We start from the raw sequence: 12,523 nt of genomic DNA, 5'->3' as shown, positions 1-12,523 counted from the left end.
CAGGTCACCCAATGCCGGGGAGGAGGGAGAGGAGTACGTCGATGATCTTGATGCCGATGAACGGGGCGACGAGCCCGCCGAGTCCGTAGACGCCGAGGTTGCGCCGCAGCATCCGGTCCGCGCTCATCGGCCGGTACCGCACGCCCTTCAGCGCGAGGGGCACCAGGGCGACGATGACGAGCGCGTTGAACACGACCGCGGAGAGGATCGCGGACTCGGGCGAGGACAGGCCCATGATGTTGAGCTTGTCGAGCGAGGGGTAGGCCACCGCGAACATCGCCGGGATGATCGCGAAGTACTTCGCCACGTCGTTGGCGATGGAGAAGGTCGTCAACGCGCCCCGGGTGATGAGGAGTTGCTTGCCGATCTCGACGATCTCGATGAGCTTGGTCGGGTTGGAGTCGAGGTCGACCATGTTGCCGGCCTCCTTCGCGGCCGACGTACCGGTGTTCATGGCCACGCCGACGTCCGCCTGCGCGAGCGCGGGGGCGTCGTTCGTGCCGTCGCCGGTCATCGCGACGAGCTTGCCGCCCGCCTGCTCGCGTCGGATCAGCGCCATCTTGTCCTCGGGGGTGGCCTCCGCGAGGAAGTCGTCGACGCCCGCCTCCTCGGCGATCGCCTTGGCGGTCAGCGGGTTGTCGCCGGTGATCATGACGGTCTTGATGCCCATGCGGCGCAGCTCCTCGAACCGCTCCCGCATGCCGTCCTTGACGACGTCCTTGAGGTGGATGACGCCCAGCACCCGCGCACCGTCGGCGTCGTCGACCGCGACGAGCAGCGGCGTGCCGCCGGCCTGCGCGATCGTGTCGGTGAGCCGCCGTGCCTCGTCCGAGGCGTTGCCGCCGCGTTCCTCGACCCAGGCGACGATCGAGCCGGTCGCGCCCTTGCGGATCATGCGGCCGTCCACGTCCACGCCCGACATCCGCGTCTGGGCGGTGAACTCGATCCAGCCGGCGTGCTCCAGTTCGCCCTGTCGGCGCTCGCGAAGGCCGTACTTCTCCTTGGCGAGTACGACGACGGAGCGGCCCTCGGGGGTCTCGTCCGCGAGGGAGGAGAGCTGGGCGGCGTCCGCGAGTTCGGCGGCCGGCACTCCGCGTACGGGGACGAACTCGGCGGCCTGGCGGTTGCCGAGGGTGATGGTGCCGGTCTTGTCGAGCAGCAGTGTGGATACGTCCCCGGCGGCCTCGACGGCGCGTCCGGACATGGCCAGGACGTTCCGCTGGACCAGGCGGTCCATGCCCGCGATGCCGATCGCCGAGAGCAGCGCACCGATCGTCGTCGGGATCAGGCAGACAAGGAGGGCCGTGAGGACGATGAGCGAGGTCTGGCCGTCGGCGCCCGCGTAGATCGCGAACGGCTTCAGGGTGACGACGGCGAGCAGGAAGACGATCGTCAGGGACGCCAGGAGGATGTTCAGGGCGATCTCGTTGGGTGTCTTCTGCCGGGCCGCGCCCTCGACCAGGTTGATCATGCGGTCGATGAAGGTCTCCCCCGGCTTCGTCGTGATCTTGACGACGATCCGGTCCGAGAGCACCTTCGTACCGCCGGTGACCGCGGACCGGTCGCCGCCGGACTCGCGGATGACGGGCGCCGACTCACCGGTGATGGCGGACTCGTCGACGGAGGCCACGCCCTCGACGACATCACCGTCGCCGGGGATGACGTCGCCCGCCTCGCAGACGACGAGGTCGCCGATGCGCAGGTCGGTGCCGGGGACGCGTTCCTCGTTCGGGCCGATTACGCGGCGGGCCACCGTGTCGGTCTTGGCCTTGCGCAGGGTGTCGGCCTGGGCCTTGCCGCGGCCCTCGGCCACCGCCTCCGCCAGATTCGCGAAGAGCGTGGTGAGCCACAGCCACGCGGTGATGGCCCAGCCGAACCAGTCGCCCGGATCCAGGACGGCAAGGACGGTGGTGACGGCCGAGCCCACCAGGACCACGAACATCACGGGCGACTTGACCATGACCCGCGGGTCCAGCTTGCGGATCGCGTCGGGCAGCGACCTGACGAGCTGGGACGGATCGAAGAGCCCCGCCCCCACCTTGCCGGCGGCCTGCTGATGACCGGTGGGCACATCGCTGTGCGGGGACCGGATCGGGGTGGTGGCTGCGGGCATGGCGTCCTGCTCGGTCGGATCCTGCTTCTTGACGGGGGTGGTGGGGGTGGTTGAGGTGGTGGGAGTGGCGGGGGTGGTACGGGTGCCGGGAGTGGTGGAGGTGGCGGGGGTGGTTGAGGTCGTGGGGGTGCCGGACGTGGTCATGCCGCCAGTCCTTCCGCGAGCGGGCCGAGGGCCAGTGCCGGGAAGTACGTGAGGCCGGTGACGATCAGGATGGTGCCCGCCACGAGGCCGGTGAACAGCGGCTTTTCCGTACGCAGGGTGCCCGCGGTGGCCGGGATCGGGCGCTGCTCGGCCAGCGAACCGGCCAGGGCGAGCACGAACACCATCGGCAGGAAGCGGCCGAGCAGCATCGCGATACCGATGGTGCTGTTGAACCACTGCGTGTCTGCGTTCAGGCCGGCGAAGGCGGAGCCGTTGTTGTTGGCGCCCGAGGTGTAGGCGTACAGGATCTCGGAGAAGCCGTGCGCGCCCGAGTTGGTCATCGAGTCGGCCGGGGTGTCCAGGGCCATCGCGGCAGCGGTGAACCCGAGGACGAGCGCCGGGGTGATCAGGATGTAGCAGGCGGCGAACTTGATCTCGCGGGTGCCGATCTTCTTGCCCAGGTACTCCGGCGTACGCCCGACCATCAGTCCGGCGATGAACACCGCCACGATCGCCATGATCAGCATGCCGTAGAGGCCGGAGCCGACCCCGCCGGGCGCGATCTCGCCGAGCTGCATGCCGAGCAGGTTGAGGCCGCCGCCGAAGCCGGTGTTGGAGGAGTGGAAGGAGTTGACCGCACCGGTCGAGGTGAGCGTGGTCGCCACCGAGAAGATCGCCGAGGCGCCGATGCCGAAGCGGGTCTCCTTGCCCTCCATGGCGCCGCCCGCGGCCTCGAACGCCGGTCCCCTGCCCGCGAATTCGGTCCACAGCATCAGGGCGGTGAAGACGATCCAGATGACGGCCATCGTGCCGAGGATCGCGTAGCCCTGCTTGACCGAGCCGACCATCCTGCCGAAGGTCCGGGTCAGCGCGAACGGGATCAGCAGGATCAGGAAGACCTCGAAGAGGTTGGAGAACGGGTTCGGGTTCTCGAAGGGGTGCGCGGAGTTGGCGTTGAAGTAGCCGCCGCCGTTCGTCCCCAGCTCCTTGATGACCTCCTGCGAGGCGACCGCCCCGCCGTTCCACTGCTGCGTACCGCCCAAGAACTGACCGACCTCGTGGATGCCGGCGAAGTTCTGGATGGCCCCGCAGGCGACGAGGACGAGCGCGCCGAGCACCGCGATGGGGACCAGGATCCGTACGACGCCCCGCACCAAGTCGGCCCAGAAGTTGCCGAGTTCACCGGTGCGAGTCCGGGCGAAGCCGCGTACGAGGGCGACCGCGACCGCCATGCCGACGGCGGCGGAGACGAAGTTCTGCACCGCGAGGCCGCCGGTCTGCACGACATGGCCCATGGCCTGCTCGCCGTAGTACGACTGCCAGTTGGTGTTGGCGACGAAGGAGGCGGCGGTGTTGAAGGCCTGGTCCGGGTCGATCGACGCGAAGCCGAGCGAGCCCGGCAGGGAGCCCTGCAGCCGCTGCAGCAGGTAGAGGAACAGAACGCCGACGCCGGAGAAGGCGAGGACGCCGCGCAGGTACGCGGGCCAGCGCATCTCGGCGCTCGGGTTGGCGCCGATGGCCTTGTAGATCCACTTCTCGACCCGCAGGTGCCGGTCGGAGGAGTAGACCCTGGCCATGTGGTCGCCGAGGGGGCGGTAGGCGAGCGCCAGGGCCGCGATGAGCGCGAGCAGCTGGAGCACGCCGGCAAGTTCGGGACTCATGTCCGGCGTCAGAACCTCTCCGGATCGATGAGGGCGAGTACGAGGTAGCCGAGCAGGGAGACGGCCACGATGAGGCCGACGATGTTTTCGGCGGTCACAGCTTTGCCACCCCCTTGGCGACAAGGGCCACCAGCGCGAACACCGCGACCGTGGTGACGACGAAGGCCACGTCGGCCATCGCAACTCCTGAGGTGAAGTGAAGGGATGAACGGGTCGCTCCGGCGAGCGGCTCCTTCGACGGGCCTGCCGACGACCGTTTCGACGAGCCGTTCCGGCGGGCCCTGTCGACGAGTCGTTCGACGAGCTCCGTCGAGTAGAGGAAACCTCCTCCCACAGGCCCGGACGACCCCCGTTGACGCCTCCCATACGGCTCGGCGCCCCCTCTTGACGAGGCTCATACGACCCGTCGTCGGCCCTTGACGCCGCCCATACGCCGCCGTGTCCAATCCGTTGCTGACCTGCACAAAGGCCAGGGAACCAGGGGAAGTCGCGGGGACGCCGCGGGGAGCGTCAGGCAAGCCGGAAGCGGAGGCGGCAGATCGCCGCGTCCGTCTCCCGCCGCACGGCGTGGGCGACGACCGCGCCCCGCTGGTTCTGCAGGATCCGCTGCCAGAGGTGGGCGGGCTCCGCCTCCGGGATGAGCACGGTGACCCGGGTGCCCGGGTGGTGGGCGTGCACCTCCCGCACGTACGCGGCCACGGGACGCCCCACGGTGCGGTGCGCCGACCTGAGCTCCACCAGGTCGACGCCCGGGTTCCACAGCTCCCAGTCGCGGAGCAGCGCGGCCGCGGCCTCCCGGTCCTCGGGCTCGTCGTACGTCACGGTCACAGCGCGCACCTCGTCCCCGAGCGAGACCGCCGCGTTCAGCGCCTCACGGGTCAGCTTCGACAGGCCACCCACCGGCACGATCACCAACGAGCGGTCGCCGTACGGGAGTTCGGGCACGCGGCCGATGCCGAGCCGCTCACCGATGTTCGCGTAGGCGCGGTGCACGGTCTCGAAGGCGAGCACGAGCAGCGGCAGCGCGACCACGATCAGCCAGGCGCCGTCGTGGAACTTGGTCGCGGTCACGACGATCGCGCTGACGCCGGTGAGCAGGGCGCCGAGGCCGTTGAGCACGGCCTTGGCCGCCCACCGCGGGCCGCGCTCGCGGTGCCAGTGCAGCACCATGCCGGTCTGGGCGAGGGTGAAGCCGACGAAGACGCCGATCGCGAAGAGCGGCACGAGGGTGTTGGTGTCGCCACCGGAGAACACCAGCAGTGCGGCCGACACGACGGCGAGCGCGAGCACACCGTGCCGGTGCACCTGCCGGTCGGCCTTGAGGGCGAAGACGTGCGGCAGGTAGTTGTCCCTGGCGAGCAGCTTGAGCAGCACCGGAAGGCCACCGAAGGACGTGTTCGCGGACAGCGCGAGCAGGGTCATCGTCGCGAACTGCACCACGTAGAAGGCCCAGTTGTGGCCGAGCGAGGCGTCCGCGAGCTGAGCGAGGACGGTGACGCCCTCGACCGGCCGCAGGCCGAAGCGGGAGATCAGCACCGACAGGCCGATCAGCATCAGGCCGAGCAGCACACCGAGCGCGATCTCCGCGTCCTTGGCGCGCCGGGCACGCGGCTGCCGGAACTGGGGCACGGCGTTCGCGATGGCCTCGACACCGGTCAGCGCGGAGCAGCCGGACGCGAACGCCTTCAGCAGGAGCAGCGCACCCACCGTCGTGGCGTTGTCGGCCTGGCCCTCCGCGGCCGCCGTCGACACCGGGCCGTCCCGGAACAGGCCGACGGCGACAAGCGCGAAGATCGCGACGACGAACACGGCGGTGGGAGCGATGAACACCTTCGCGGACTGGAGGATGCCGCGCAGGTTCACCGCGGTGACGAGCACGAGAACACCGAGGCAGAGGACCAGCCGGTCGCCGTACAGCTCAGGGAAGGCGGAGGTCAGCGCGGCGACTCCCGCGGTGACGGCGACCGCGACGTTCAGGACGTAGTCCAGTACGAGCGAGGCGGCGGCGACCAGGCTCGTGCGCCGCCCCAGGTGCCGCTTCGCCACGGCGTAGGAGCCTCCGCCGTCCGGGAACGCGGCGATGACCTGGCGGTAGGAGGCGACCAGGACGGCCAGCAGACCGGCGATGGCGAGCGTCACGGGAAGCGTGAAGCCGACGCCGGCCCCGCCCGCCGCGGCGAGCACGAGCACGATCGCCTCCGGCCCGTACGCCACGGACGCCATCGCGTCGAGGGAGAGAGCGGCGAGACCGGTCAGGGCGGTCAGCCGGTGCCGTTCGCCGCTGTCCGGTGGTTCCTCCGCCGCGGGGGTGGTGCCGGACTGGGCAGTCAGGACGGACATCTGGCGCACTCCTTCAACCGCCCACCAGGGGCGTTCATGATCGGGTGCGCTCAGGTTCCGCCGGTCCCGGCCACCGGAGCAGGCCCCTTACGGGTCCTTCATGGCGCGGTCCTGATTTCTTACGTGCCCCTGACGGGGGCGGGCGGGGAGCCGTCAGAGTCCTGTCGGTACGGCGTCAGCGAGCCGCCAAAGGTGTCGGCGGCGACCGACCCTCTCCCTAGCCTCGGTTCCATGGGACGCCGCACCGAAGAGTCCACGGACCACCCGCCCACCGCCAACCACCGTGTCCACGACCGCCATTGGGCCGCCGAACTCCGCGACGCCGCTTTCTGCGCCGGCGTACTGCTGGCCGTGCTGGCGGTCGTCGACACGGCCGCCGGACGGCTCACACTCCCCCGGACCGCGCTGTGGACCGGCCTCAGCCTGCTGCTCTTCGTCGTACTGCTGCCGCCCCGGGTCACGGCGGGGCCGGGCTGGGTGGCCACCCGCGGCCTGCTGCGGAAGCGCGTGGTGCGCACCGACGCCCTGGTCTCCGTCCGCTGGGTGGACGGCGTCTCGCGCCGGCTGCTGCTCCGTGACACGCACGGCGCCCGGCTGGAACTCGACCCGGACGTGCTGATCCGCGACCCCGAACTCTGGCGCCTCTTCGAACAGGGCACCCGCCTCTCCACCGACCGGGGCCTGCTGCTCTGCGGCAGGACGGCGGTGGGGCAGCTGTCCCGGCGGATCGATGGGGAGACGGTGCGGACGGTGTTCAGGATCTCCGGGCTGCGGTAGGCGGGGCAGGGGGGCGCAGGGTATGGCATCACCCGCTGTACGACAGCGCCCCCTTCGGTGGTGGTCACCGAGGGGGGCGCTGAAACGGGGGTGTGGGGTGGGTCAGGCGTCGAGTTCGGTGTTCAGGTCGGTGCCGGTGGTGGCGCGGGTGCGGCCGCGTTCGCGCAGGACGGCGATGGTGATGACGAGGGCGGCGACGAGGAGGGAGAGGAGTACCTGTTCGCGGCCGGTGTCGTCGAAGAGCATGTAGACCAGGACGAAGGAGATCATGCCGATGGTCGCCCAGGTCAGATACGGGAAGGCCCACATCTTGACGACGAGGCGTTCGGGCATCTCGCGCAGGATGATGCCGCGCATCTTGAGCTGGGTGAAGCAGATCACCAGCCAGACGAACAGGGCGACGGCACCGGAGGAGTTGAGCAGGAACGCGAAGACGGTGTCGGGCCACTTGTAGTTGAAGAACACCGCGACGAAGCCGAAGACGACCGAGCCGAGGATCGCGGCCCGCGGCACCCCGCTGGACGTGGTCTTGGCGAAGGCCTTGGGGGCGTCGCCGCGCTTGCCGAGGGAGAAGGCCATGCGGGAGGCGGTGTAGAGGCCGGAGTTGAGGCAGGACAGCACCGCGGTCAGCACGATGACGTTCATGACCTGGCCGGCGTGCGGGATGCCGATGGAGTTCAGGGCGGCGACGTAGGAGCCGTCCTTCACGATCGCCGAGGCGTTCCACGGCAGCAGGGTGATGACGACGAAGATCGAGCCGAGGTAGAAGACCGCGATACGCCAGATCACGCTGTTGGTCGCCTTGGTCACCGCGCGCTGCGGATTCTCCGACTCACCGGCGGCCAGCGTGACGATCTCGCTGCCCATGAAGGAGAAGACCACCATCAGCACACCGGTCAGGATCGCGCCCGCTCCCTTGGGGAAGAATCCGCCCGCGTCGGTGAGGTGCGCGAATCCCGCGCCGGGGTTGTCCGAGCCGGGCAGCACACCGAACACGGCCAGCATGCCGATCGCGACGAACGCGCCGATCGCGACGACCTTGATCCCGGCGAACCAGAATTCGAACTCACCGTAGGAGCCCACAGAGACGAGGTTGGTGGCGGTCAGCACCACCATCACGATCAGCGCCCAGGCCCACTGCGGCACGGACGGTATCCAGCCCTCCAGGATCACCGCGCCCGCGGTCGCCTCGACGGCGAGGACGACGACCCAGAAGAACCAGTACAGCCAGCCGATGGAGAACCCGGCCCACCGGCCCAGCGCGCGGTCGGCGTACTCGGAGAACGAGCCCGACGTCGGATTCGCCGCGGCCATCTCGCCCAGCATCCGCATCACGAGCACGACCATCACGCCGACGAGCGCGTACGAGATGAGGATGGCGGGACCGGCCGCCGCGATACCGGCACTGGAACCGACGAAGAGGCCGGCTCCGATCACACCACCGATAGCGATCATGGAAAGGTGGCGGTTCTTGAGCCCCGCCTTCAGGCCGTCGGGCGAAGGGCTCTGCTCGGCGGGGCCGGACGGTGTGGCCACCTTGGTGGTCGTCGACTGCTCGCTCATGGGTTCCTCGGAGTTCGAAGGAGTGCGGGCCGTGCTTCAGCAGGGAATTGAGGGGAGTTGAGGCAGTGGGTAGGCACAGACGGACCCGGGCACGGTGCGGCGAGCTCAGGTCCGGTTTCGGGAGTGCTGTACGCGAGGGTGCGGCGAGGTGCACCGTGTGGCCGGGTGGGCCTTGCGTACGGACAATTCCGCACTGTTTCCAGTGGGCGCCGATTCTGGCGGCTGAGGGGACGTTCGTTCAGCAGACCGACACCGATGCGGTGCCCGAGTGTCCCTTCAGGGCCAAGACCGTAGGCCATGAAGGGGGAATTGCAAACTGCCTGTTCTGGAAGAACGGGGGTTTGAGCATTTGTATGAATCGGGCGGCTCAGGACTCTTGCATCTGTCCATGGCGCGGGCGAGCGGCCGATCCTACGGTCGCTGTACGCGGGAAATCCGCCGGGTGACCCCCGGCGCTCCCCTTGAGTCAGGGGGCCTCATCGGGCCCGGCGAGACCTGGCGCTCCCTCTGCCCCTCATCGATTGCGGCCGGTCGTCATTTGCTGGAGGTGCCGCCCGCTCCGCCGAGATCGTCATGACTCACCCGCTCGCCCGGTGTCGCCAGCTGGTCGACCGCGTCCGCGCCGACCACCGCACCGGTAGACCTCTTACCGCGCCTCAGCCTGCCTTCCAACCAGCTCGCGAAGGACGTGAGCGCGAAGTTCAGTACGACGAAGACCACCGCGACCACGGTGAAGCTGGCGATGGTGTTCGCACCGTAATTCGCGCTCATCGGGCGTACCGACGCCAGGAGTTCGGAGAAACCGAGCAGTGCGCCGCCCAGGGCGGTGTCCTTCACGATGACCACGAGCTGGCTGACGATCGCCGGGAGCATCGCGGTGACCGACTGCGGCAGCAGCACGTGCCGCATGACCTGGCTCTTGCGCATGCCGATCGCCTTGGCCGCGTCGGTCTGGCCGCTGGGGAGGGACAGGATTCCGGCTCGTACGATCTCCGCGAGTACGGAGGCGTTGTAGAGGACGAGACCGGTGACCACCGCGTACAGCGGCCGGCTGTCCGGGCTGATGTCGGTGAACTCGGAGTACGCGGCGTTCGCGAAGAGCATCAGGATCAGCACCGGGATGGCGCGGAAGAACTCCACGACGGTCCCGGCCGTACCCCGCACCCACCAGTGCTCGGAGAGCCGGGCGATACCGAACAGAGCCCCGAGCGGCAGCGCGATGACCATGGCCAGGGAAGCGGCGATGAGCGTGTTCTCGAGCCCCGGCAGGAGGTACGTGGACCAGGCGCGGGAATCCGTGAAGAAGGGCCTCCACTTGACCCACTCGAGCTGGTTCTTGTCGGCGAGGCTCTGCGCCACCCACCAGACCAGAGCGGCGAGTGCGACCAGGAACAGCCCCGTGAGCAGCACATTGCGCCTTCTGGCACGCGGCCCCGGGACGTCGTACAGAACGGACCGGGAGCTCATCGCCGCACCGACGCCTTCTTGCTCACCCAGCCGAGGAACAGTCCGGTCGGGAGGGTGAGGCAGATGAATCCGAACGCGAAAAGGGCGGAGATGAGGATGAGTTGGGCCTCGTTCTCGATCATGACCCGCATCAGCGCCGCGGCCTCGGCCACACCGATCGCGGCGGCCACGGTGGTGTTCTTGGTCAGGGCGATCAGCACGCTCGCCAGCGGCCCCACCACGGAACGGAATGCCTGGGGAAGGACGATGAGCCTCAGCACCTGGGGGAAGTTCAGGCCGATGGCACGCGCCGCCTCGGTCTGGCCGAGGGGCACCGTGTTGATTCCGGACCGCAGCGCCTCACAGACGAACGACGAGGTGTAGGCCGTCAGACCGAGCACGGCGAGCCGGAAGTTGATCGTCGTGAAGTCGTCGGCGCCGAGCGTGACGCCGAGCGTCTGGAACAGGCCGAGCGAGGTGAAGACGATGACCACGGTGAGCGGGATGTTCCGGACCACGTTGACATAGGCGGTGCCGAAGCCCCGCATCAGGGGCACGGGGCTGACGCGCATGGCGGCAAGGACCGTTCCCCAGATCAGGGAGCCGACAGCGGCGTAGAAGGTGAGCTGCACGGTCACCCAGAAGGCAGCAAGGAGGTCGTAACCCTTGAGAAAGTCGAACACGGCCCGCCTTCCGCGTGAGTGAAGAGCGAGGCGCGCCGCTTACCGGGCGGCGCGCCGTGGGGTATCCGCTTCAGTCGACGATGGTGCCGATCTTCGGTGCGGGCTCGTTCTTGTAATTGGCCGGGCCGAAGTTCTTCTCCACGGCCGCGTCCCAGGAGCCGTCCTCGACCATCTTCTCCAGGGCGGTGTTGATCTGCGCCTTGAGTTCGCTGCCCTTCTGGACGCCGATTCCGTAGTTCTCATTGCTCAGCTTGAATCCGCCGAGCTTGAACTTGCCCTTGAACTCGGACTGCGCCGCATAACCGGCGAGAATCGAGTCATCGGTCGTCAGGGCGTCGATGACCTTGTTCTCCAGACCGGTCAGGCACTCCGAGTACCCGCCGTACTCCTGCAGTTGAGCCTTGGGCGCGATCTCGTCCTTGACGTTCTGCGCCGAGGTGGAGCCGGTGACCGAGCAGAGTTTCTTGTTGTTGAGGTCCGCGGGCTTCTTGATGGTGTTGTCGTCCGCCCGGATCAGGACGTCCTGGTGTGCCAGGAGGTAGGGGCCGGCGAAGTCGACCTTCTGCTCGCGCTCGGGGGTGATCGAGTACGAGGCGGCGATGAAGTCGACATCGCCGCGCTGGAGCAGCGTCTCGCGGTCGGCGCTCTTGGCTTCCTTCCACTCGATGTCGCCGGGCTCATGTCCGAGCTCCTTGGCGACGTACGTGGCCACGTCGACGTCGAAGCCCGTGTACTTGCCGTCCGGGGTCTTCAGACCGACGCCCGGCTGGTCGAACTTGATTCCGATGGTGATCTTCTCGTCGCCCGAGCTCGTGTCGGCGGCGTCTTCCGAGCCACAGCCGGCGGCGGCCAGGGACAGCACGAACGCGGCGGCGGCCGCCGCGGCTGTGACCTTATGAGGCTTCATGGTGACCATTCCTAGTGCTCAAGGCCCCCGGATCAGTGGTGCAGGATTTTCGAGAGGAAGTCTTTGGCGCGCTCGCTGCTCGGATTACTGAAGAACTGAGCGGGCGTTGTCTCCTCCACGATCCGGCCGTCCGACATGAACACCACGCGGTTGGCGGCCGAACGGGCGAATCCCATTTCGTGGGTGACGACGACCATGGTCATCCCGTCAAGGGCGAGCTGCCGCATCACCTCAAGAACCTCGTTGATCATCTCGGGGTCGAGTGCGGAGGTCGGCTCGTCGAAGAGCATGATCTTCGGGTCCATGGCAAGGGCGCGGGCGATCGCGACGCGTTGCTGCTGGCCACCGGAGAGCTGCGCGGGGTATTTCTCCGCCTGGGAGGCGACACCCACCCGGTCGAGAAGCCGGCGCGCCCGGTCGTCGGCGGCCTTCTTGTCCTTCCTGCGTACCTTGACCTGGCCGAGCGTCACGTTGTGCAGCACGGTTTTGTGGGCGAAGAGGTTGAAGGACTGGAAAACCATGCCCACATCGGCCCGCAATGCGGCCAGCTCGCGGCCTTCGGCGGGCAGGGGCTTTCCGTCGATGACGATCTCACCGGAATCGATGGTCTCCAGGCGGTTGATGGCGCGGCACAGCGTGGACTTCCCGCCGCCGGACGGCCCGATGACGACGACGACTTCACCCCGGGCAATCCTCAGGTCGATGTTCTGGAGAACATGGAGCTCGCCGAAGTGCTTGTTGACGTTGCTCAGCACGACCAGATCGCCCGTGGCCGGGGCTGGGATTTCCTTGGTCACGGCTACTCCGCTCATCGCTTTCATAGTCCGTCTTCCACATGGAAGCCGCACGCCGAGAGCGGGGCGGAATGCCTGGCCGCGCCTGGAAACCC

The 12,523-nt window shown here is 68.4% G+C and carries 11 protein-coding genes; 1 reads left to right on the top strand and 10 read right to left on the bottom strand.

Features of this window, described 5'->3' with window-relative positions; translation table 11 throughout:
• Window positions 1–4 precede the first annotated feature (4 nt).
• The 5 genes from kdpB to RCO28_RS21780 all read right to left on the bottom strand — a co-directional run bounded on the left by kdpB (window position 5) and on the right by RCO28_RS21780 (window position 6,258).
• Entirely contained in the window at window positions 5–2,113 is a 2,109-nt protein-coding gene (kdpB, locus tag RCO28_RS21800) for a potassium-transporting ATPase subunit KdpB (RefSeq protein WP_308942922.1), read from the bottom strand.
• Between the two features lie 140 nt (window positions 2,114–2,253).
• Window positions 2,254–3,918, bottom strand: coding sequence for a potassium-transporting ATPase subunit KdpA (gene kdpA, locus RCO28_RS21795; protein ID WP_308942863.1), 1,665 nt, complete (start codon window positions 3,916–3,918; stop codon window positions 2,254–2,256).
• A gap of 8 nt (window positions 3,919–3,926) precedes the next feature.
• On the bottom strand, window positions 3,927–4,016 hold the full coding sequence (gene kdpF / locus RCO28_RS21790) for a K(+)-transporting ATPase subunit F (protein ID WP_308942862.1): 90 nt from the start codon (window positions 4,014–4,016) through the stop codon (window positions 3,927–3,929).
• Window positions 4,013–4,252, bottom strand: a complete 240-nt coding sequence (locus RCO28_RS21785; protein WP_308942861.1) for a hypothetical protein — start codon at window positions 4,250–4,252, stop codon at window positions 4,013–4,015. Before RCO28_RS21785 ends, kdpF begins: the two co-directional genes overlap by 4 nt.
• Window positions 4,253–4,428: 176 nt before the next feature.
• Complete coding sequence (locus tag RCO28_RS21780) at window positions 4,429–6,258, bottom strand: APC family permease (protein ID WP_308942860.1); 1,830 nt, start codon at window positions 6,256–6,258, stop codon at window positions 4,429–4,431.
• A gap of 231 nt (window positions 6,259–6,489) precedes the next feature.
• On the opposite strand from RCO28_RS21780, the gene RCO28_RS21775 reads away from it, so the two are divergent.
• On the top strand, window positions 6,490–7,035 hold the full coding sequence (locus RCO28_RS21775; RefSeq protein ID WP_308942859.1) for a hypothetical protein: 546 nt from the start codon (window positions 6,490–6,492) through the stop codon (window positions 7,033–7,035).
• A 102-nt stretch (window positions 7,036–7,137) separates the two neighbouring features.
• On the opposite strand, the gene RCO28_RS21770 is transcribed toward RCO28_RS21775, so the two are convergent.
• The 5 genes from RCO28_RS21770 to RCO28_RS21750 all read right to left on the bottom strand — a co-directional run bounded on the left by RCO28_RS21770 (window position 7,138) and on the right by RCO28_RS21750 (window position 12,446).
• On the bottom strand, window positions 7,138–8,598 hold the full coding sequence (locus tag RCO28_RS21770) for an amino acid permease (RefSeq protein WP_308942858.1): 1,461 nt from the start codon (window positions 8,596–8,598) through the stop codon (window positions 7,138–7,140).
• A gap of 534 nt (window positions 8,599–9,132) precedes the next feature.
• Window positions 9,133–10,065 (bottom strand): amino acid ABC transporter permease, encoded by a 933-nt coding sequence (locus RCO28_RS21765; protein WP_308942857.1) that lies wholly within the window; start codon window positions 10,063–10,065, stop codon window positions 9,133–9,135.
• Window positions 10,062–10,727, bottom strand: coding sequence for an amino acid ABC transporter permease (locus RCO28_RS21760; protein ID WP_308942856.1), 666 nt, complete (start codon window positions 10,725–10,727; stop codon window positions 10,062–10,064). The genes RCO28_RS21765 and RCO28_RS21760 overlap by 4 nt, the downstream gene beginning before the upstream one ends.
• A 70-nt stretch (window positions 10,728–10,797) precedes the next feature.
• Complete coding sequence (locus tag RCO28_RS21755) at window positions 10,798–11,634, bottom strand: glutamate ABC transporter substrate-binding protein (RefSeq protein ID WP_308942855.1); 837 nt, start codon at window positions 11,632–11,634, stop codon at window positions 10,798–10,800.
• A gap of 32 nt (window positions 11,635–11,666) precedes the next feature.
• Window positions 11,667–12,446, bottom strand: coding sequence for an amino acid ABC transporter ATP-binding protein (locus RCO28_RS21750; RefSeq protein ID WP_308942921.1), 780 nt, complete (start codon window positions 12,444–12,446; stop codon window positions 11,667–11,669).
• Between the last annotated feature and the right edge of the window lie 77 nt (window positions 12,447–12,523).

Origin of the sequence: Streptomyces sp. LHD-70, assembly GCF_031157275.1 — a bacterium.
GTDB lineage: Bacteria > Actinomycetota > Actinomycetes > Streptomycetales > Streptomycetaceae > Streptomyces.
Note: the sequence above shows the minus strand (reverse complement) of the source record. Positions and strands in the feature narration are given on the sequence as shown.

Coding starts and splice junctions, on each gene's coding strand:
- kdpB (WP_308942922.1), bottom strand. CDS start 2,113: ATGCCCGCAGCCACCACCCCGATCCGGTCCCCGCACAGCGATGTGCCC.
- kdpA (WP_308942863.1), bottom strand. CDS start 3,918: ATGAGTCCCGAACTTGCCGGCGTGCTCCAGCTGCTCGCGCTCATCGCG.
- RCO28_RS21780 (WP_308942860.1), bottom strand. CDS start 6,258: ATGTCCGTCCTGACTGCCCAGTCCGGCACCACCCCCGCGGCGGAGGAA.
- RCO28_RS21775 (WP_308942859.1), top strand. CDS start 6,490: ATGGGACGCCGCACCGAAGAGTCCACGGACCACCCGCCCACCGCCAAC.
- RCO28_RS21770 (WP_308942858.1), bottom strand. CDS start 8,598: ATGAGCGAGCAGTCGACGACCACCAAGGTGGCCACACCGTCCGGCCCC.
- RCO28_RS21765 (WP_308942857.1), bottom strand. CDS start 10,065: ATGAGCTCCCGGTCCGTTCTGTACGACGTCCCGGGGCCGCGTGCCAGA.
- RCO28_RS21755 (WP_308942855.1), bottom strand. CDS start 11,634: ATGAAGCCTCATAAGGTCACAGCCGCGGCGGCCGCCGCCGCGTTCGTG.
- RCO28_RS21750 (WP_308942921.1), bottom strand. CDS start 12,446: ATGAGCGGAGTAGCCGTGACCAAGGAAATCCCAGCCCCGGCCACGGGC.